23 protein-coding genes are annotated in these 19,564 nt (G+C 63.1%); 11 read left to right on the forward strand and 12 right to left on the reverse strand.

Annotated features, from left to right (window positions below; translation table 11 throughout):
* Positions 1–14 precede the first annotated feature (14 nt).
* Positions 15–749, reverse strand: coding sequence for an amidotransferase (locus LVS58_RS03405; protein ID WP_233689886.1), 735 nt, complete (start codon positions 747–749; stop codon positions 15–17).
* Between the two features lie 524 nt (positions 750–1,273).
* Between LVS58_RS03405 and LVS58_RS03410 the strand changes: the two genes are divergently transcribed.
* A complete protein-coding gene (locus LVS58_RS03410; protein ID WP_233689887.1) occupies positions 1,274–2,074 on the forward strand; it encodes a cytochrome c in 801 nt (266 codons plus the stop codon).
* A gap of 264 nt (positions 2,075–2,338) precedes the next feature.
* Here LVS58_RS03410 and LVS58_RS03415 read toward each other — a convergent pair whose 3' ends face one another.
* The 4 genes from LVS58_RS03415 to LVS58_RS03430 all read right to left on the reverse strand — a co-directional run bounded on the left by LVS58_RS03415 (position 2,339) and on the right by LVS58_RS03430 (position 5,615).
* A complete protein-coding gene (locus LVS58_RS03415; protein WP_233689888.1) occupies positions 2,339–2,671 on the reverse strand; it encodes a ribonuclease E inhibitor RraB in 333 nt (110 codons plus the stop codon).
* 174 nt (positions 2,672–2,845) lie between these two features.
* Complete coding sequence (locus tag LVS58_RS03420) at positions 2,846–3,082, reverse strand: hypothetical protein (RefSeq protein WP_233689889.1); 237 nt, start codon at positions 3,080–3,082, stop codon at positions 2,846–2,848.
* A gap of 144 nt (positions 3,083–3,226) precedes the next feature.
* On the reverse strand, positions 3,227–5,284 hold the full coding sequence (locus LVS58_RS03425; protein ID WP_233689890.1) for an LTA synthase family protein: 2,058 nt from the start codon (positions 5,282–5,284) through the stop codon (positions 3,227–3,229).
* Positions 5,285–5,423: 139 nt separating this feature from the next.
* A complete protein-coding gene (locus LVS58_RS03430) occupies positions 5,424–5,615 on the reverse strand; it encodes a PLDc N-terminal domain-containing protein (RefSeq protein ID WP_012271091.1) in 192 nt (63 codons plus the stop codon).
* 126 nt (positions 5,616–5,741) lie between these two features.
* Here LVS58_RS03430 and LVS58_RS03435 point away from each other — a divergent pair, with 126 nt between their 5' ends.
* Positions 5,742–6,680 carry a ZIP family metal transporter gene (locus LVS58_RS03435; protein ID WP_233689891.1) on the forward strand — a complete coding sequence of 313 codons (939 nt, stop codon included), beginning with the start codon at positions 5,742–5,744 and terminating at the stop codon, positions 6,678–6,680.
* A gap of 38 nt (positions 6,681–6,718) precedes the next feature.
* Here LVS58_RS03435 and LVS58_RS03440 read toward each other — a convergent pair whose 3' ends face one another.
* Together LVS58_RS03440 and LVS58_RS03445 are read right to left on the reverse strand one after the other, a co-directional pair.
* The gene (locus LVS58_RS03440; RefSeq protein ID WP_233689892.1) at positions 6,719–7,249 is read right to left on the reverse strand and encodes a hypothetical protein; all 531 of its coding nucleotides are present in this window, start codon (positions 7,247–7,249) and stop codon (positions 6,719–6,721) included.
* Between the two features lie 59 nt (positions 7,250–7,308).
* On the reverse strand, positions 7,309–7,833 hold the full coding sequence (locus LVS58_RS03445; protein WP_233689893.1) for an ankyrin repeat domain-containing protein: 525 nt from the start codon (positions 7,831–7,833) through the stop codon (positions 7,309–7,311).
* Between the two features lie 266 nt (positions 7,834–8,099).
* Here LVS58_RS03445 and LVS58_RS03450 point away from each other — a divergent pair, with 266 nt between their 5' ends.
* Positions 8,100–8,372, forward strand: a complete 273-nt coding sequence (locus LVS58_RS03450; RefSeq protein WP_003252809.1) for a DUF3509 domain-containing protein — start codon at positions 8,100–8,102, stop codon at positions 8,370–8,372.
* A 123-nt stretch (positions 8,373–8,495) separates the two neighbouring features.
* Here LVS58_RS03450 and LVS58_RS03455 read toward each other — a convergent pair whose 3' ends face one another.
* The 3 genes from LVS58_RS03455 to aroC form a co-directional block, all read right to left on the reverse strand.
* Positions 8,496–9,032: an oxidase gene (locus LVS58_RS03455; RefSeq protein WP_233689894.1), complete on the reverse strand. Its 537-nt coding sequence runs from the start codon at positions 9,030–9,032 to the stop codon at positions 8,496–8,498.
* A complete protein-coding gene (locus tag LVS58_RS03460; RefSeq protein ID WP_233689895.1) occupies positions 9,032–10,186 on the reverse strand; it encodes an MFS transporter in 1,155 nt (384 codons plus the stop codon). The genes LVS58_RS03455 and LVS58_RS03460 overlap by 1 nt, the downstream gene beginning before the upstream one ends.
* Positions 10,187–10,328: 142 nt before the next feature.
* Positions 10,329–11,420 (reverse strand): chorismate synthase, encoded by a 1,092-nt coding sequence (aroC, locus tag LVS58_RS03465; protein WP_233689896.1) that lies wholly within the window; start codon positions 11,418–11,420, stop codon positions 10,329–10,331.
* 217 nt (positions 11,421–11,637) lie between these two features.
* On the opposite strand from aroC, the gene LVS58_RS03470 reads away from it, so the two are divergent.
* On the forward strand, positions 11,638–12,600 hold the full coding sequence (locus LVS58_RS03470) for an alpha/beta hydrolase (RefSeq protein WP_233689897.1): 963 nt from the start codon (positions 11,638–11,640) through the stop codon (positions 12,598–12,600).
* A gap of 65 nt (positions 12,601–12,665) precedes the next feature.
* Positions 12,666–13,448, forward strand: a complete 783-nt coding sequence (locus tag LVS58_RS03475; RefSeq protein WP_233689898.1) for a hypothetical protein — start codon at positions 12,666–12,668, stop codon at positions 13,446–13,448.
* A gap of 114 nt (positions 13,449–13,562) precedes the next feature.
* Here the strand turns inward: LVS58_RS03475 and prmB are convergent, their stop codons facing one another.
* The gene (gene prmB, locus LVS58_RS03480) at positions 13,563–14,471 is read right to left on the reverse strand and encodes a 50S ribosomal protein L3 N(5)-glutamine methyltransferase (RefSeq protein WP_233689899.1); all 909 of its coding nucleotides are present in this window, start codon (positions 14,469–14,471) and stop codon (positions 13,563–13,565) included.
* 181 nt (positions 14,472–14,652) lie between these two features.
* Between prmB and LVS58_RS03485 the strand changes: the two genes are divergently transcribed.
* The 5 genes from LVS58_RS03485 to LVS58_RS03505 all read left to right on the forward strand — a co-directional run bounded on the left by LVS58_RS03485 (position 14,653) and on the right by LVS58_RS03505 (position 17,389).
* Entirely contained in the window at positions 14,653–15,243 is a 591-nt protein-coding gene (locus LVS58_RS03485) for a cysteine hydrolase family protein (RefSeq protein WP_233689900.1), read from the forward strand.
* 85 nt (positions 15,244–15,328) lie between these two features.
* Positions 15,329–15,649 carry a hypothetical protein gene (locus LVS58_RS03490; protein WP_004577080.1) on the forward strand — a complete coding sequence of 107 codons (321 nt, stop codon included), beginning with the start codon at positions 15,329–15,331 and terminating at the stop codon, positions 15,647–15,649.
* Positions 15,650–15,781: 132 nt separating this feature from the next.
* The gene (locus LVS58_RS03495) at positions 15,782–16,342 is read left to right on the forward strand and encodes a Smr/MutS family protein (protein WP_233689901.1); all 561 of its coding nucleotides are present in this window, start codon (positions 15,782–15,784) and stop codon (positions 16,340–16,342) included.
* Positions 16,343–16,412: 70 nt separating this feature from the next.
* On the forward strand, positions 16,413–16,958 hold the full coding sequence (gene folE, locus LVS58_RS03500) for a GTP cyclohydrolase I FolE (protein ID WP_003252789.1): 546 nt from the start codon (positions 16,413–16,415) through the stop codon (positions 16,956–16,958).
* A 59-nt stretch (positions 16,959–17,017) separates the two neighbouring features.
* A complete protein-coding gene (locus LVS58_RS03505; protein WP_004577078.1) occupies positions 17,018–17,389 on the forward strand; it encodes a glutaredoxin family protein in 372 nt (123 codons plus the stop codon).
* A 131-nt stretch (positions 17,390–17,520) separates the two neighbouring features.
* Here LVS58_RS03505 and LVS58_RS03510 read toward each other — a convergent pair whose 3' ends face one another.
* Positions 17,521–18,123, reverse strand: a complete 603-nt coding sequence (locus tag LVS58_RS03510) for a glutathione S-transferase family protein (RefSeq protein ID WP_104887197.1) — start codon at positions 18,121–18,123, stop codon at positions 17,521–17,523.
* A 144-nt stretch (positions 18,124–18,267) separates the two neighbouring features.
* Between LVS58_RS03510 and LVS58_RS03515 the strand changes: the two genes are divergently transcribed.
* Positions 18,268–19,458: a benzoate/H(+) symporter BenE family transporter gene (locus LVS58_RS03515; RefSeq protein WP_233689902.1), complete on the forward strand. Its 1,191-nt coding sequence runs from the start codon at positions 18,268–18,270 to the stop codon at positions 19,456–19,458.
* Positions 19,459–19,564: the final 106 nt, after the last annotated feature.

Genomic DNA, 19,564 nt, shown 5'->3' on the forward strand with positions numbered 1-19,564 from the left:
AGGGTTGCTGCCGCTTACGCGGCGCTGTCGTTGGCCTTTGATGGCTGCTGGATAAACCGCAACATCCACTCCCCTACCAAATCACCCTGGTGCTCGGTAGCCAGGCTGGCGACGGCCTTGTGGTACACCTCGTCACCCAGGTATTCCTGGCGCGCATCGAGCAGTGCGCGGGAGTAGTCATGCACGAATTCCGGGTGGCCCTGGAAGCACAGCACCTGGTCGCGAATGTGGTACGCCGCATTCGGGCAGAAATCGCTGGAGGCGATCACCGTAGCGCCTTCGGGCAGTTCGGTCACCTGGTCCTGGTGGCTGATCAGCAAGCTCAGCTCTGACACCTGCGGGTCCATCCACGGCGCATGCGCCGCCAACGCGTAGCGATGAATACCCACGCCCCAGCCTTGCTCAGCCCGCTCGGCCTTGCCACCCAGGGTCAAGGCCAGCAACTGGTGGCCAAAACACACGCCCAGCAGCTTTTCACCGCGTTGGTACAGCTTGAGCAGGTAGGCCTTCAGCGTCTGGATCCACGGGTCGGTACCGAACGAATCGGCCTTGCTGCCCGTCACAAGGTAGGCATCGAACTTTTCACTGTCGGCGGGATAGTCGCCGTGCATCACGTTGTACACACAAAATTCGGCGGCAATCGGCTGACGCGAAAAGAGCTGCTCGAACATCCTGCCGTAGCCCTGATATTGCGCCGTCAACTCCGGTCGCAGGACATCGGTTTCAAGGATGCAGATGCGTAACGACATAGGGGTAGTCCTGAACGACATGGGTGGGAATCTGCTGTAGAGACTGCCGCGAAAGACACGTACAAGCAAGTAGGCTGCACTGACGAACGGTCACATTTCGTCGGCACCTGCCGGGCAGTGGCGCCACTGTCTAGACAGAGCGTGTCAGATAGATAGCACTTGGCCTCATAGCCAGAGGAATGGTGTTTTTGCGCAGTTAGAACAAAGGGTTCTCAAATATGGGTAACGCACACCCTACTGTTGAAGGTATATCCACTTTCAAGAGGCAAGCAGTCCGGCGCCACAACGCCACTGCGATCGACCCGAAGCGCGACAAGGAAGCCAACGGGTATTCAGGAATAACAACAAGAAGGCGGTCCGCCATGTTCAGACAATCGAAAATTCGCCAAGCTGGGCTCATTTTATTTGCCACCACGTTACTGTTGATCTTGCCGAACCTGACACGTTTGTTCGGCTGACTGCGGCGGTGGCGTCAACGGGCAACGCACAGGTAACCTGCTGGCCTTGATGGTCGGAGATTGCCTATGCGCCACTGCCTTGCCCTGCTAGCGTTGCTCCTGAGCCTGCCCTTGTCGGCGGCGCAACTGCACCTTGAACTGGGCGCGACACCGCGCCAGTGGAGCAGCGCCGAACTGCTTGGCCACCCACAGGCCCAGGACATCAGCATCGAACAGGACGTATCCTACAAACGCCCCATGCACTATCGGGCGGTCCCCCTGGTCACGCTGCTGGAAGGTGTGAGTGCCAGCGATCACCTGCAGGCCGTGGCGCTGGATGGCTTTGCCGCCGAAATGCCCGCTGCGCCCTTGCTGCAGCATGGGCCGGCGCGGGCCTGGCTGGCCGTGGAAGACCCCGACAAGCCGTGGCCATCACTGGGTCAAGGCAAGCCAAGTGCCGGGCCGTTCTACCTGGTGTGGACTGCGCCGCAGGCCAGCGGCATCCGCCCTGAGCAATGGCCATTCCAGATCTCTACCCTTCGCAAGCTGGCCCCGGTGGACCAGCGGTTTCCTGCGCTGCTACCCGACCCGAAGCTGCCGGCCGACAGCCCGGTGCGCCACGGCTTTGCACTGTTCCAGCAGAACTGCCTGGTGTGCCACCGGTTGAACGGTGCGGGAGATGGGCAAGTGGGGCCGGACTTGAATGTGCCGTATAACCCGACCGAGTATTTTCAGCCGGTTTACTTACGCAAGTTGATACGCGACCCGCAAAGCCTGCGGCGGTGGCCGCAGGCGAAGATGCCGGGGTTTGCCGAAAATGTGTTGAGTGAAAAGGAACTGGATGCGCTGCTGGCCTATTTGGGGCACATGGCAGCGCGTAAGCCTTGAGGGCCTCTTCGCGGGTGAACCCGTTCCTACACGGTAGTGGACGCACAACGGGGGTTGGGCACACTCCTGGGGTCGGACACAGACCGTCTTAGGAGCGGGTTTACCCGCGAAAGGGCCGGGCCTGCTGGCCAATATCCCTGGCCGTTCACCGTTGCCGCCGCCACCGTATTCGCGGGTGAACCCGCTCCTACAACGGCAGGTGGTGTCCACCATCCATCAATGTGTAGGCGCGGGTTGACCCGCGAACGGGCCAACTCCAAACGGTCAGGCCATGAGCCGTTCGTGCTTGACGCCCCACCCCTCCACCTCACCCCCATACGGTGTCACCAACTGCTCGAAGGCCTCTTCAAAGTCGCCAATCCCGCCATGGGTGGCGTACATGACCTTGCTCAGCTCCAGGTGCCAGGCACCGTCGCCCAGCTCCTTCACCTGGGCATTGAGCGATTCCCCGCGAAACTGCCCGGCGGCACGACGGGCCCCTGCTTCATCCGGGAATACGGCATAGAACTCGATGGGGTGGATCTGGGTGAAGTCGAAACCGCCTGCTTTCATCTGGCGCAGGACGTTGCTGCTGATATCGTCGTTCTGGCTGCTCATGAATCGTCCTCCTGAATAAAGCAATGGATAGACTTTCCGTGCACTACGCACCTGCCGGCAAAGGCCGTGCAGTTCGAGCTGATGCAAGACGCGAATTGAAGCGGCGCCAACCCTCAGAACAGGCAGGCACTCCCCCAGCGTAGTGCCTGCCAATGCACCACGCAAACGTGTGGTTCAGGGTACTTCGTGAATGCTGGTGATGGTCACACCGCTATGCTCTTTGAGCCACTGTACGGTCGGGGATTCGATACGGTCCTGGAAGTCGTTGAGGTCCAGCTCGTCCATCACCGGAAACAGGTGTGAGCGGATGGCCCGCGCAGCGTCTTCCTCGCTGGGGCAATGCTCGGCATGCAACAGCAATGCAGACGGTTCGCCCTTCTGGTCGGCAAAAATGACTTCCCACTCTTTCATTGAACGGACCCTCTCAGTCAACGAATACCAGGTGTGTGACGCCTGAATAACTGACCTTGGGGCGGGGATAATGTTCAGTCCGGGAAAATTGCGCGGGGCCCATTCGCGGGCTTGCCCGCGAATGGGCCGCAACGCGGCCCCGGTTTACTTCGGCGTGCCGTGCACCACGCCAGCGGTGTTATCCAGCAGGCTCTTGGTCGCGGTCTGGATATACGCTTCCAGTTTCTTGAGCATTTCCGGCTGGTCCGGGCTTTCGATCAGTTCGGCCTTGAACTCGCTGCCCAACTGGTAGCGGTACATCCGCGGGCTCATGTCCTTGGACTCGATCAGGATACGGTCACCCTGCACCAGCCCGACAATCTGCTCGCTGCCCGACGGCTTGATCATGCCCACGCCCTGGTCACCCTCGGGCAGGTTGAGCAGGTCGCGCCCCCAGCACTGGTGGCGAGCCTTGCCACCCAGGCGGCCCATGATGGTCGGTACGATATCGACCTGGGTGCCCACGGTGTGGTTCACCGCACCGAACTTCTCCTGAATGCCCGGGGCAATCAGCAGCAGCGGCACGTTGAAGCGGCCCAGGTCCAGCTCGGTAACCTGCTGGTGGTTGCCAAAGCCATGGTCACCGACGATGACGAACAGGGTGTCCTTGAAGTAAGGCTCCTTACGCGCCTTCTCGAAGAACTGGCCCAACGCCCAGTCCGAATAACGCATGGCGGTCAGGTGCTCGTCCAGACGGCCCTGGCCGGTCACTTTCTCGACCGGCAGGTCCTTCGGCAGGGCATATGGCGTGTGGTTGGACAGCGTCTGCAGCAGCGCGTAGATCGGCTTCTTGCCATCGTGCTTGGCCAGCTCTTCGTTGCCGCGTTCGAACATGTCCTGGTCGGACACACCCCAGGTCGGGTCGGAGAACACCGGGTTGACGAAGTCATTACGGCCGATGAAGGTGGTCATCCCCTGGTTGCCGAAGAACCCGGACTGGTTGTCCCAGGCAAAGTCGCCGTTGTAGACGTACACGTCGTCGTAGTCACGCGCGCTGAGCAAAGCCGGCAGGCCCGACAGCTTGTGGCCGCCTTCCGGGGTCTGCATCAGGTATTCGAAACCTGGCAGGTTGGGGAAGCAGGCCATGGTGGCGAACATGCCCTGATGGGTATGGGTGCCGTTGGAGAAGAAGCGATCGAACAGCAGGCCTTCCTTGGCCAGCTTGTCGAAGTACGGGGTGATGTTGTTGGGGCTGCCAAGCGCGCCTACCGAGTGGCCGGCGAAGCTTTCCATCAGGATCACCACCACGTTCTTGATCGGCAGGGTACGGTCAGCCGGCGGCACAAAGTCGCGGCGGATAGCGGCTTCGTCGGCGTCGACCAGGGTGTCGTGGGCGGTCAGCAGTTGCTCACGCACACTTTGCGTGGCCACGTCCTGCTCCAGGACTGGCTTCCAGATGTTGGCCCGGTCCTCGCCAAAGCGGCTCTTGGCGGCGTCGATCAGGGTCAGGGTGCCGTTCAGGCCCAGCTGGTTGACGAAGTTGGAGTCGGTGGTAAAGGCATCACCCCAGCGCATCGGCGGCCCCTGGCGCAGGGTGCCACGGGCAGCGACCACGGCCACCAGCAAGATCACCATGAATACCGCCAGGCGCTGGTACCACGGGGCAACGCGGTACAGGCCTTCGGCACGGGTGGCGCGATCGATACCCTTGAACAGCAGGCTCAGCAGCCAGGTACCGAAGGCCCAGGCCAGCAGGTAGCGAACCACCGGAAAACCGTACCAGAGCATGCTCATGACGGTCTTCGGGTCTTCCTTGATGTATTGGAAAACCAGGCCGTTGAGGCGCTGGTGGAACTCGCGGTAAAAGTCCATTTCCATCAGGCCGAGGAACATCACCACGCTCGACGCGAGGGTCAGCCAGAAACGGAACACGCCCCGCCGGGCCATGGCCCAGGGGCTGAGGATGGCCAGCAGCAGCGGAATGCTGATGTAAACCACCACCCGCAGGTCGAAGCGCAAGCCGGTGAGGAAGCCTTCGGCGACCGTCGAATAAGGGGTATCGCCGACCATGTCGTTGTTGTAGGCCAACAGCGCCAGGCGCACGAGGCTGAGCATCAGCATGATCACCAGGCCGCTGAGCAGCGTGTAGGCCAGGTGGGATTTCAGGGTCGGCGAAAATGACGTTCGCGCGCCCTGTTGCTTCAAGGCGTCCGTGTTAGCCATGAATGGGAAGGTCCTAGGATTGCGGTTTGCGAAGAGGCGATGGCGCCAGGCCATCGCAGCATTGTGCGGGTGCGGATTCTGTTTAAACCCATGTGAAAATTTTGTCACGGCCCTATTACTGGCTTTGTCAGTAATGCGCCTAGATCCGCACATTCCCCCGCGGCCCGGCAATCGCCCAGATCACCAGCCCCACCACCGGCAGCAATGCGATCAACAAGATCCACAACACCTTGATGCCCACCTCACTGCCACTCTTGATCACGTTGAGAATGGCCCAGATATCCAGCGCCAGAATGATCAGCCCAACCAGGCTGTTGAAGGTAGATCCCATGTCTGTATTCCTGTCCAGAGGCTTTGCTGCACAGCATAGTCAGCTATAGCACCAATAGAAGGGAATCCTTGGCGGATGTCGCAGGTCCCTCGGTAGACTGACTGCATTTACTGATTCGAGGTTCGCATGCCACCCAGCCACAGCCAAAGCGCCGCGCCACCTTCACTGCTGCAGGCCTGGCGCCAGCAGCTTACCGATGCCCCCTGGCTCAGCGCCGGCCTGGGCCTGAGCCTGCTGGCGGTGTGCGTGCTGCTGGCCGCCAGCCTCTGGAACGCGGTGAACGGCGACCATGCCGACAACCTGCACCTGGCCATGCTGGGCGGGTTGTCCGGCTTTGGCGCCACTGCACTGGGCGCCGTGCTGGCAGTGGTGCTGCGCGATGTCAACGCGCGCACCCAGGACGTGATGCTGGGCTTTGCTGCCGGCATGATGCTGGCCGCCAGCTCGTTTTCCCTGATTCTGCCGGGCCTGGAGGCTGCCCGCGAGATCACTGGCAACGGCCCGGCCGCTGCGTTTACCGTGGTGCTGGGCATGGGCCTGGGTGTGCTGCTGATGCTGGGCCTGGACCGCTTCACCCCGCATGAACACGAAAGTACCGGCCCGTGCGGGCCCGAAGCCGAGCGCATCAGCCGTGTGTGGCTGTTCGTGCTGGCGATTACCCTGCACAACCTGCCTGAAGGCATGGCCATTGGCGTTAGCTTTGCCAATGGCGACATGAACATCGGCCTGCCGCTGACCAGTGCCATCGCCATCCAGGACATCCCCGAGGGGCTGGCCGTGGCGCTGGCCTTGCGCGCCACGGGGCTTTCTAACCTGAAGGCCGCGTTGGTGGCGATAGGGTCGGGCCTGATGGAGCCGCTAGGGGCGGTGATCGGGCTGGGGATTTCTACCGGCTTTGCCCTCGCCTACCCGATCAGTATGGGGCTGGCGGCGGGGGCGATGATCTTTGTGGTCAGCCACGAGGTAATCCCCGAAACCCACCGCAACGGGCACCAGACAGCGGCGACCCTGGGGTTGATGGGCGGGTTTGCGGTGATGATGTTTCTCGACACTGCGCTGGGTTGAGGCTGAACACCGGCCTGTGGAGCGGCCTGTGCCAGGCTTCAGATGTGGACGGCGACCTTCAAGGCTTCCAGCGCCGGCTCGACCTTGATGCCCAGCGCTGCCCCCAGCTCCATTACCCGCGCCAGGTCCTGCTGCCCCACCATGACCATCTGCAGTTCGTCATCGAGCAACTGGCTGAAGTTGAGCAGCACATAACCACCAGCCTCCTTGTTCAGCGCGCCCATCTGCACCTGGATACGGTTAAGCGCAGTCAGTGGCTCGGTACGGGCCAGTTGCTTGGGCTTGAGGGTAAACGGCACGCTGTTGTCGAATGAGTCGCTGATCTGCTGGAACAGGTCCTGGTAGCTGTCGGCCTGGAACACCACGGTATCCGGCAGGCTGCCCAGCACCACCCATTCGCCCAAAGGGATCGGGAACGTGTCGTCGTAGTTGATATCGGGGTTGGCGGCCAGGAAGGCGACAGGGTCGGCGTAGGCCTGGGCGGCCTCGTCGGCGATACGCTCGATGTCTGCCTCACGCATGCAGCCGGCGCCAATGAGGCTGATGAATTCGAGCAACTGAGTTTTCATGAAAGGGGCCTGCGACGGGTGAAAAGTCGCCAAGGATAGCCGCAAATGCCCCCAGGCCGTTAGCCGGCCAGCGCTTGCAGGCGCGCGGCAGTGTCTGCTGCGCCCATGGTTTGCGCCGCCATCAGGGCAGTGATACCGCGGGCGTCCTGGTGCGCCGGGTCGGCCCCCTTGGCCAGCAGATAGTCGAGGATTTCGCTGCGGTTGAACATCGCCGCCAACATCAGCGCGGTGCGACCGTCCTCTGCCGTGGCATCCACCGGCACACCATGCTCCACCAGCAGGCGAATCATCGCCAGGTCCCCTTTGAATGCGGCACCGGCAATCGGCAGCTGGCCATTGTCGTTGGCAATCAGCGGGTCGGCACCTTGCGCCAGCAGCACGCGCACCGCCTCGTGGTGGCCGTGGTAGCTGGCCAGCATCAGCAGAGTATCGCCCTTGTGGTTACGCAGGTTGGCCGGCAGGCCGCTGGCAAGCAGGCGCCCGAGCATATCGGCGTCGCCCTGGCGGGCACGTTCGAACACCTGCTCGGCGAACGCAGCGGTTTCGTCATCGGTCATGGTGGCGGGCGCGGTTTGGCTGGACATAGGGAACCTCCTGGCATAATTGATGGCCCAAGTGTTTGTCAGGCATGCCAATGCGGTCAAAGGTTCAGATTCTATGAGGCCGATAGGCAAACACTGACCCGTGCAAAATGCACTGTGCAAAACGCACGACCGTGCAGCCTGCACGATGCCGCTTCTGTAAATTTCCCGTAACCGCCTGTATTTACTGGTTTTTTCGCCAACCCGGATTCTGGCACGGTCACTGCAACCATCAACTCATGTCTGCCACACACCAGCCAGGAGTTGATATGGACCTCATCCAGCAAAAATTCGCCTCGGTATTTTCGGCCTATCAGGTGAATACCAAAGCCCGGCCCGATGGCGGTGTACTGCTTACCCTGCGCGCAGCGGATGGCAAGGTAACCCGCCGGGTCCTGACCTATGGGCAATTGCACAGTGCCGAACAGCTGTCCTGGGCGATCAGTGCCATCCGACGTGACCTGGCTGAAGAGGCCAGTGAATTGCCGGTCATCTCGATGCTGCAGAGCCAGCAGCGGTTTGCCCTGCCGACTTACCGCTGAGGGGTGTATTGGCTGAGCTGGCCTCTTCGCGGGTGAACCCGCTCCTACATTGACGGCGCGATGCCTGAGGGCGGCGCAACCAATGTAGGAGCGGGTTTACCCGCGAAGAGGCCGGCAATGCCCTTACAACTCGTCGATCCCAAGGAATGCCCGCGCCGTCACATCCCCGGTAAAGCGCGCCTGCATGCCCTGCTCGCTGCCATACAAGCGCAACGCCAGGCAAAACGGTGTATCCCCCAACTCAACCCAGCGCCGGGTCCCGGCCGGCACCAGCAGTTGGTCCCCCTTCTCGCACAGCACCGAATACACCCAGCCGCCCAGCCGCAGGCCAACCTGCGCCCGCCCGCTGACCACGGCGAACAGCTCGTCGGCATCATGCACATGTTCATCACGCACATCGACCTGTGCCGGGTCTTCACCGTCACGGTTTAGCAGCGCGAAGGCCTTGCTGCCATGCGCCGTCATCAACTCATCCAGATACACGCGGCAAACATCCAGCACCTCGTCCCGGGCCGTGCCTGGGCGTACCCGCAGGCCAGGTTCGGCATGCACAAAGCGCACGCCCTGCTCGGCCAACGTAGCGGCGATGTCGTCGTGGTGAGTCAGCACCTTGTTCGGCAGTGCCGGGCTGGCGGGGTGGAAAACGCTGAGAATGCTCATCAGGGGCGGGTCCTGGTCGGTTGCGAACAAAGGGCAATGATAACGGCTGCGGCCAAGGCTGCGGCACTGGCCATACCAAAGGTGAAGGTGGGGCCCAGCAGCTTCCAGCTGTAGCCTGAGAACAGCGCCCCCAGCGCACCACCGGTTCCCGACAGCGCTGCGTAAAGCGCCTGGCCCTGGCCCTGCTGGCGGGCGCCGAAGCTGGCCTGGACGAAGGCGATGCTGGCGGCATGGAAGCAGCCGAAGGTGGCCGCGTGCAACAGCTGGGCGAAGATCAGTACAGCCGGCTCCTGCGCCAGGTTGCCCAGCAGCAGCCAGCGCAATGCCGCCAGCAGGAAGCTGACCAACAGCACGCGCTGCACGCTGAAACGGGCGAACAGGCGGCTCATGACCATGAACATCAACACCTCGGCCACCACCCCAAGCGCCCAAAGCAGGCCGATGGCACCGCGCGCGTAGCCCAAGTGCTCCAGGTGCAGGGTAAGGAAGGTGTAGTACGGCCCGTGGCTAAGCTGCATCAGGGCCACGCACGCGTAGAACGCGATCACCCCCGGGGCACGCAACTGCTGCAGGAAGCCCCCCGTGCCGCTGCGCCCGCCCTGCTCCACCGGCTGGGCATTGGGCACCCACAGGCTGGCGGCGACGATGCCGGCCATGATCGTGACCAGCGCCACCGGGTAGATGTCCAGGCTCAACCACTCGAACAAGCGGCCCAGGCCAACCACGGTAAGGATGAAACCGATCGAGCCCCACAGACGTACCTGGCTGTAGCGCGACGTCTGCCCGTGCAGGTGGGCCAGGGTGATGACCTCGAACTGCGGCAGCACCGCATGCCAGAAGAACGCGTGCAGGGCCATTACCAGCGCCAGCCAGGCATAGCTTTTGCCGAAGAAGATCAGGGCGAAGGTGGCCAGCGTGCACAGCGCGCCAAGGCGGACGATCAACAAGCGCTGGCCCGTGCGATCGCCCAGCCAGCCCCACAGGTTGGGGGCCACGCAGCGCATCAGCATGGGGATGGCCACCAGCTCGCCGATGCGCGCCGGGGAGAAGCCCAGGTGGTCGAAGTACAGCGCCAGGAAGGGTGCGGTGGAACCCAGCAGGGCGAAGTAGAACAGGTAGAAGCTGGACAGGCGCCAGTAGGGGATGGGTTGCATGGGGTGGCCTTGTGGGGACCTGGGCCGGCCTCTTCGCGGGTGAACCCGCGCCTACGCGGATTTCACCCTGCTACTGCACCTGAGGGCGATGATATCCCGATGTAGGAGCGGGTTTACCCGCGAAGAGGCCGGCGCAGGCAAATCAGCGCTGGCCCAGCACCGGGGTAGCGACCTTCACATCGGCATTCTGCGCACGGTGGCGCAGCAGGTGGTCCATCAGCGCAATGGCCATCATCGCCTCGGCAATCGGCGTGGCACGGATGCCCACGCACGGGTCGTGGCGGCCCTTGGTGATGACGTCCACCGGGTTGCCATCGACATCGATCGAGCGGCCCGGGGTGGTGATGCTGGAAGTGGGCTTCAGCGCCAGGTGCGCAATGATCGGCTGACCGGAGGAAATACCGCCCAGAATGCCGCCCGCGTTGTTGCTGAGGAAGCCTTCCGGGGTCAGTTCGTCACGGTGCTCGGTGCCGCGCTGGGCCACACTGGCGAAGCCGGCGCCGATTTCCACGCCCTTGACCGCGTTGATGCTCATCAGCGCATGGGCCAGCTCTGCATCCAGGCGGTCGAAGATCGGCTCGCCCAGCCCGGGCATCACGCCTTCTGCGACCACGGTGATCTTGGCGCCCACCGAATCCTGGTCACGGCGCAGCTGGTCCATGTAGGCCTCCAGCTCAGGCACTTTGTCCGGGTCAGGGCTGAAGAAGGCGTTCTGCTCCACCGACTCCCAGGTCTTGAACGGGATTTCGATCGGGCCCAGCTGGCTCATGTAGCCACGCACGGTGATGCCCTGGGTGGCCAGGAACTTCTTGGCGATAGCGCCAGCGGCCACGCGCATGGCGGTTTCACGGGCCGAGCTGCGGCCGCCGCCGCGGTAGTCGCGGATGCCATACTTGTGGTGGTAGGTGTAGTCGGCGTGGGCCGGGCGGAACAGGTCCTTGATGGCCGAGTAGTCCTTGGACTTCTGATCGGTGTTGCGGATCAGCAGGCCGATCGAGCAGCCGGTGGTGCGGCCTTCGAACACGCCCGAAAGGATTTCTACCTCGTCGGCTTCCTGGCGCTGGGTGGTGTGCCGGCTGGTGCCGGGCTTGCGCCGGTCAAGGTCGTGCTGCAGGTCGGCGAGGGAGATTTCCAGGCCCGGAGGGCATCCATCGACAATGGCGACCAACGCCGGGCCATGGCTCTCGCCAGCGGTGGTGACAGTGAACAGCTTGCCGTAGGTATTGCCGGACATGGACGCTCCGCGAGTTCTGCCTGAAGTGGACGAAAGCGGCAGTATACAGATGGTTGGGCGGCCTGTGCTGGCCTCTTCGCGGGTAAACCCGCTCCTACACGGTCACCACCAGATCCAAAGGGTGTGCAGCCCCGTACCGCGAAAGGGCCAGACCTGCCCTGTACAGAACCTTCCCGCAAACAGTGAGTCCAACCCACATCTCCCCATGTAGTACCGCATGATGTCGCGCCTCGTCGCCTTGCTCTTCCTGCTGTGCACCGGCCTGGCCCAGGCCGCCGCCCCCACTGTCCTGCAACGCCCGATCGACCTGGACACCGGCCAGGGCGTGCTGCACGGCAGCCTGCTGCTGCCACAGCAGGCCACCCCGCCGCCCGTGGTGCTGATCATCGCCGGATCCGGCCCCACCGACCGCGACGGCAACAACCCGGCATCGGGCCGGGTCGACAACCTCAAGCGCCTGGCCCTGCTGCTGGCCAACGAACACATTGCCAGCGTGCGTTACGACAAGCGCGGGGTGGCCGCCAGCCAGCCGGCCACGCCTGACGAGCGTGACCTCAGCGTGGAGCGCTATGTGGCCGATGTGGTCGCCTGGAGCCGCAAGCTCAAAGCCGACCCGCGCTTCGGCCCGCTGATCCTGATTGGCCACAGCGAAGGCGCACTGATTGCCAGCCTGGCCGCCGAGCAGGCGGGCGCCAGCGCAGTCATCACCCTGGCCGGCAGCGGCCGGCCGCTGGCCGAGGTGCTGCACGAACAACTGGCCCAGCGCCTGCCGCCCGCGCAACTGGCCAGTGGCAGTGCCCTGCTCGACCGCCTGCAGGCCGGGCAGACCAGCCTGGATGTGCCAGCGCCGCTGCGCCAGGTGTTTCGCCCCAGCGTGCAGCCGTACCTGATTTCGCTGTTCCAGCAAAACCCGGCAGACGCCTTTGCCCGCCTGCCCATGCCCGCGCTGATCGTGCAGGGGCGCAACGACGTGCAGGTGGACGTGGCCGACGCCCAACGGCTGAAAGCGGCCAAGCCAGATGCACAACTGGTCCTGATCGATGGCATGAACCACATGTTGCGCATCAGCCCCAAGGGCATGAGCCAGCAGCGCGACAGCTACCTCAACCCTGAGCTGCCGCTGGCGCGCGAGCTGGGCGAGCGAATTGTGACGTTCATCCAGCATTTGCCTTCGGCGTAAGGCAAACAGGCTCAGGTCTCAGCCATGCCTGCCGATACAGCAGGCATAGCTGAGGACAAGCCCTGATGACCACCTCCCCCACCGCCGTCGAGCCGGCCGAAGAACCCCAGGAAACCCCCGCCCTGCCCTGGGCCGAGCTGACCGCCGAACATTTCCAGCTGCTACGCCTGGCTGCACTGCCTACCGACCGCAGCACCGGCGCGCGGCCGCTGCGTTTTGTGCAGTTCGGCTATGCCGAGCGCCATGACAAGGCACACAGCCTGCTGCGCATGGAAATCCAGTTGCCTGGCCAGAAAGTGCACAAAGAGCAGAACCGCCTGGACATCCGCGTCGACCATGCCGAGCGCCTGGTGCGCATCGGCAATGAACATGGCCTGCAACTGGAACCGGTGAACCGTGGCATCGGCCGTTTCATGCTGGCCCAGGCCGCGCAGTGGTTGCAGCGCAAGTGGTCGCACTACCGGGTGGAAGGCATGGCGCTGCCAAGCAAGGATGCCCTGAACGAGGACTCACGCCTGCGCCGTGACCACTGCTTGCGCGGGGTGGGTATCGAGGTGCAGTACGAGGACAGCCAGCACCTGAAGGGCCGTATCGCGGACATGACGGTGGGCCAGCTCAAGGCCGTCTGGAGCAGCGAGCGCCTGCAACGGGTGGACATTCTGGATGCCGCCCACCTGCTGCAACAGGCGGACCAGCAACTGCAGGAAAAGGAAGGGCAACTGCGCGAGCGGGATGAGCGGGTGGCCAAATATCAGCGCGAAGACGGCGGATTGCGTTTCACCATTACCTGCCTGGTGGCGTTTGCCGTGTTCCAGGCAGGGCTGTTGATCTGGATTGCAACGCGCTGAGAACGCATCAGCCGGGGGAGATTGGGGCCGCTTCGCGGCCCATCGCGACACAAGGCCGCTCCTACAGATTGATCGAGATATGTCGCGATGGGCTGCAAAGCAGCCCCAGATAGCCTAGACGCGGGCCTTGAACAGTTCCTGATGCTGGCGGCACTGCTCGGCCGTGAGCATGAACACCCCGTGCCCGCCACGCTCGAATTCCAGCCAGGCAAAGTCCACCTCTGGGTACAACGCCTCGACATGCACCTGGCTGTTGCCCACTTCGACAATCAGCAGACCCTTCTCGGTCAGGTGGTCAGCCGCTTCGGCCAGCATCCGCCGTACCAGGTCCAGGCCGTCGCTGCCGCAGGCCAGGCCCAGCTCGGGCTCATGGTGGTACTCGGCCGGCATGTCGTCGAAGTCTTCGGCATCGACATACGGCGGGTTGGACAGGATCAGGTCGAAACGCTGCCCCGGCAAACCGCCAAAGCCATCGCCCTGCACGGTGTACACGCGCCCGTCCAGGCCATGGCGTTCGATGTTCTGGTTGGCCACTTCAAGGGCCTGGAACGACAGGTCGGCCAACACCACCTCGGCCTCGGGGAACACATCAGCGGCTACGATGCCGATGCAGCCCGACCCTGTGCACAGGTCCAGAATGCGCGCCGGCTCGCTGGCCAGCCACGGCTCGAAACGTTTTTCGATCAGCTCACCAATGGGCGAACGCGGCACCAGCACCCGCTCGTCGACAATGAACGACATGCCGCAGAACCAGGCCTCGCCCAGCAGGTAGGCGGTCGGTACACGCTCCTCGATACGGCGCTTTAGCAGGTGCTGCAGGCGTACTCGCTCGTCGTCCTCGAGCATGCAGTCCAGGTAGCTGTCGGCCACCTCCCATGGCAGGTGCACCGCACCCAGCACCAGCAGGCGGGCTTCGTCCCAGGCGTTGTCGGCACCGTGACCGAAGAACAGGTCATGCTCGTGGAAGCGGCTGACCGCCCAGCGGATGTAGTCGCGCAGCGTGCGCAGACGGGATGTGATCACGGGGTACTCCTATTTTCAGACCGGACAAAAGTCTAACAGCCCCACCCACACATTTGTTCCTTTGCCTTGCCCAAAGGCTAGCCACAGGCCAGTAACCATGCCGCTTGCGTTGTCAACCATTCCCATTGGCGCCAAGGCAGAGGAGAATAGGTATACAAAAGCCCTATCCAAGGAGCCCTTGATGTCCGTTCCAACCACGATGTTTCGCCTCACTGGCCGCGACTATCCGCCGGCCAAGCTGAGCCAAGCCAGCCTGATCATCATCGATGCACAAAAGGAGTACCTCAGTGGTCCCCTGAAGCTGTCAGGCATGGATGAGGCCGTGGCCAACATCGCCAGGTTGCTCGACGCCGCCCGTAAAAGCGGCCGTCCGATCATCCATGTTCGCCACCTGGGCACTGTGGGTGGCCGTTTCGACCCCCAGGGGCCGGCTGGCCAGTTCATTCCGGGGCTGGAGCCGCTGGAAGGTGAAATCGTCATCGAAAAACGCATGCCCAACGCGTTCAAGAACACCAAGCTGCACGAAACGTTGCAGGAGCTGGGCCACCTGGACCTGATCGTCTGTGGTTTCATGAGCCATTCCAGCGTCAGCACCACCGTTCGCCGCGCCAAGGACTATGGTTATCGGTGCACCCTGGTAGAAGACGCGTCGGCCACCCGCGACCTGGCATTCAAGGACGGCGTCATTCCGGCCGCGCAGATTCACCAGTGCGAAATGGCCGTGATGGCTGACAACTTCGCTTGCGTCGCACCCACCGCCAGCCTGATCTGAGCGGCTTGAAGGACCGCCCGGCAGCCGGGCGGAACCCGATGGGCAGCAGCAGGTCGAATTCCGGATATCCACCGAGGAGAGCGGAATGAAGCTCAAAGGCAGTTTCGACGCCAAGCGCCTGCGCCCGCGCGAACCGCGTAACTGGGGCGCCCGCCTGGCGGCCGGCCTGTCGGCCCTGCTGGCGACGCTGGGCGTATTGCTGGCCATGGCCGGGGTCGCCGGCCTGCTGGGCAACTACCCTGCCCTGCAGGAACTCAACGCCAACAAACCGTTGTCCAGCATCCTTACCGTGGCTGGGCTGTTGCTGCTGTGGCTGGGCGTGCGTTTCTGGCGGCGCAGCCGTATCCGCTTGCGCCGCGGGCGCGAGCTTAACCTGTCGCCGCACCTGATGAAAAAGCATGATTAATGGTTTTGCGTAACCTGTGCGGGCCTCTTCGCGGGTGGGTACCTGTAGGAGCGGGTTTACCCGCGAAGAGGCCCGTACAGGCTGCACACGGCCCCACAGTCGCGTAAACTACGCCGCCTACGTGGAGGCATCATGCAAGACGACGATTTTTCCCTGTTCAAGGCCGAAGTGCGCGGCGTGAAGCCGATCCGCCACGACCGTGCCGAAGTCGGCAAGCCCAAGGCCGACCGCCAGCAGCTGGCCGGCCTGCGCCAGGCGGCAACCGTGCGCAGTGACAAGGCTTTGGTCATCGATGGCATGTCCGACCAGTTCGTCATCGACGTAGGTGCCGAAGACGAACTGATGTGGCGCCGCGATGGCGTGCAGGAAGGCCAGCTGCGCAAGCTGAAGCTGGGGCAGATTCCGTTCGAGGGCAGCCTCGACCTGCACGGCATGACGGTGGAAAAGGCCCGCGAAACCTTGTGGGACTTCATCGCCGAAGCCACCAAGCTGGAGGTGCGCTGCGTGCGGGTGACCCACGGCAAGGCCGCGCGGCTGGACGGCAAGCGCCCGATGATCAAGAGCCACGTCAACACCTGGCTGCGCCAGCACCCGCAAGTGCTCGGTTTTGCCTCGTGCGGTGCCCGCCACGGCGGCACTGGCGCGGTGTATGTGATGCTGAAGCGAACCATGCTCGAAGGCCGCGACGAGTAACGCCGCGCTTGCAGCGCCGCCCGCACCGCCGTACCCTTCGTTTTTGCGATTTTTTCCCACAGGTAGATCCATGTCCCTGGAACAGAACTACACCGAGATCCTCAGCCAGATTGGCGAGGACGTCTCCCGTGAGGGCCTGCTCGACACGCCCAAGCGGGCTGCAAAGGCGATGAAGTACCTTTGCCGCGGTTATGAGCAAACACTGGAAGAAGTCACCAACAACGCTTTGTTCAGCTCTGACAACAGCGAAATGGTGCTGGTCCGGGACATCGAGCTGTATTCGATGTGCGAACACCACATGCTGCCGTTCATTGGCAAGGCACACGTGGCCTACCTGCCCAAGGGCAAGGTACTGGGCCTGTCCAAGGTGGCACGTATCGTCGACATGTACGCCCGCCGCCTGCAGATCCAGGAAAACCTCAGCCGCCAGATCGCCGAAGCCGTGCAGCAGGTAACCGGTGCCGCGGGCGTGGCCGTGGTGGTCGAAGCCAAGCACATGTGCATGATGATGCGCGGCGTCGAGAAGCAGAATTCGACCATGATCACTTCGGTGATGCTGGGTGAGTTCCGCGATAACGCCGCCACCCGTAGCGAGTTCCTCAGCCTGATCAAGTGATGGGTGGCTGACCCCAAGCCGACCCTTCAGGGTCGGCTTTTGCATTTCAGGAGTTGTCCATGATCGTCAAAGCCCTGCGGGTTGGCCTCGGCCAGCTCATCGTGTTCGGTGACTGGATCAGCCGCCCGGCAAAGCGCAAGCGCGACGCCGCCGCCCAGGCCCGCATCGAGCAAGCGGCCAAGGGGCTGGCGCTGTACCAGTTCCACGCCTGCCCGTTCTGTGTCAAAACCCGCCGCACCCTGCACCGCTTGAACGTGCCAGTGGCGCTGCGCGATGCCAAGAACGACCCGGTGCACCGCCAGGCCCTGCAGGAAGGTGGCGGCCGGGTGAAAGTGCCATGCCTGCGCATTGAAGAAGCCGGCAAGGTGACCTGGATGTATGAGTCTAAGGCCATCATCGCTTACCTGGATGAGCGGTTTGCTTCGGCCTGACCGGTTGTAGCCATCCTGTGCCGGCCCTTTCGCGGGTAAACCCGCTCCTACAGCGGTGCGCGCGGTCCCTGCGATACGCGATCCCCTGTGGGAGCGGGCTTGCCCGCGAAGGGGCCGGGACAGGATGAAGATCAGCCCACCATCGGCACATGCCGCGGGTGGCTGCTGACCCGCTCCAGCCAGGCCCTTACCGCCGGGTATTCTGCCAGGTCGAAGCCGCCCTGCTGCGCCACATGGGTGTAGGCATACAACGCCACATCGGCAATCGAGTACTGCTCACCCACCAGGTAAGGCGTCATCTGCAACTGACGCTCCATCACCTTCAGCGCCTTGTAGCCGCCCTTGTGCAGCTTGCGGTATTCGTCCAGGCGCTCGTCCGGCAACCCCAGGTAAAACTGGATGAACCGCGCCACGGCAATGTACGGCTCGTGGCTGTACTGCTCGAAAAACTGCCACTGCAGCACCTGGGTACGCAGGCGCGGCTCGCTGGGCAGGAACTCGCTGCCATCGGCCAGGTAGTTGAGAATGGCGTTGGACTCCCACAGGTAGCTACCGTCTTCCAGTTCCAGCACCGGTACCTTGCCGTTAGGGTTCATCGCCAGAAACTCGGGCGTTTCGGTCTCGCCCTTGAGAATGTCCACCGGGTGCCATTCATACGGCCGGCCTAGCAGGCTCAACATGAGCTTGACCTTGTAACAGTTACCCGACTGGTAGTCGCCATAGACCTTGTACATCGACCCTCCCTGCAAAGCAGTTTCGCAATTGCGCCCAATATTTGGCGACTGTACGGCTAAAAGCAATGGCCGCTGTATGGCAAGGATCAACCTTGCTCGCTGTAGTCTGAAAAAACTGCTTACACCTTTACAAGGACTTTGTTCATGACCGATGCCACTTCCGCACGCCTGCGGCCCCTGGCAGACACCTCCCCCTCGGCGGTGGTCGCCGGCTTCATTGCCATGCTCACCGGCTATACCAGTTCGCTGGTGCTGATGTTCCAGGCCGGCCAGGCAGCTGGGCTGACCACCGCGCAGATTTCGTCATGGATCTGGGCGCTGTCGATCGGCATGGCGGTATGCAGCATCGGCCTATCGCTACGCTACCGCACACCGATCACCGTCGCCTGGTCCACCCCCGGCGCGGCGCTGCTGATCACCAGCCTGGGTGGGGTCAGCTATGGCGAGGCCATTGGCGCCTACATTACCTGCGCCCTGCTGGTGCTGGTGTGCGGCCTGACCGGCAGCTTCGAGCGCCTGGTCAAACGCATCCCGGCCTCACTGGCCTCGGCGCTGCTGGCGGGCATCCTGTTCAAGATCGGCAGCGAAATCTTCGTGGCCGCGCAGCACCGCACGTTGCTGGTGCTGGGCATGTTCTTCAGCTACCTGCTGGTCAAGCGCCTGTCGCCGCGCTATTGCGTGCTGGCCGCGCTGTTGGTGGGCACCGTATTGTCCGGTGCGTTGGGCCTGCTGGACTTCAGCGGCTTCCACCTGGAAGTGGCCAAGCCGGTGTGGACCACACCCAGCTTCTCACTGGCTGCAACCATCAGCATCGGCATTCCGCTGTTCGTGGTGGCCATGACCTCACAGAACATGCCCGGCGTGGCCGTCCTGCGTGCCGACGGCTATCAGGTACCAGCCTCGCCGCTGGTTTCGGCCACCGGCTTTGCCTCGCTGCTGCTGGCGCCGTTCGGCTCGCATGGTGTCAACCTGGCGGCGATCAGCGCGGCGATCTGCACCGGGCCGCATGCCCATGAAGACCCGAGCAAACGCTACACCGCGGCGGTGTGGTGCGGGATTTTCTACGGCATTGCCGGGGTGTTCGGGGCCACCTTGGCGGCACTGTTCGCGGCATTGCCGAAAGAGCTGGTGCTGTCGATTGCGGCACTGGCGCTGTTTGGCTCGATCATGAACGGTTTGACCGTGGCCATGAGCGAGGCACGCGAGCGGGAGGCAGCGGTGATCACCTTCATGGTGACCGCTTCGGGGTTGACCTTGTTTTCGATTGGTTCGGCGTTCTGGGGGATTGTGGCGGGGGTGGTGGCCTTGATGATTCTTAACCCGCGCAGGGGGTGAGGTATTTGTTGCCTGTGCCGGCCTATTCGCGGGTAAACCCGCTCCTACAACGGGTTGTGATTTCCTGTTGTAGGAGCGGGTTTACCCGCGAAGAGGCCGGCACAGC

The sequence above is a fragment of the Pseudomonas sp. JR33AA genome, from assembly GCF_021378985.1.
Lineage (GTDB): Bacteria > Pseudomonadota > Gammaproteobacteria > Pseudomonadales > Pseudomonadaceae > Aquipseudomonas > Aquipseudomonas alloputida.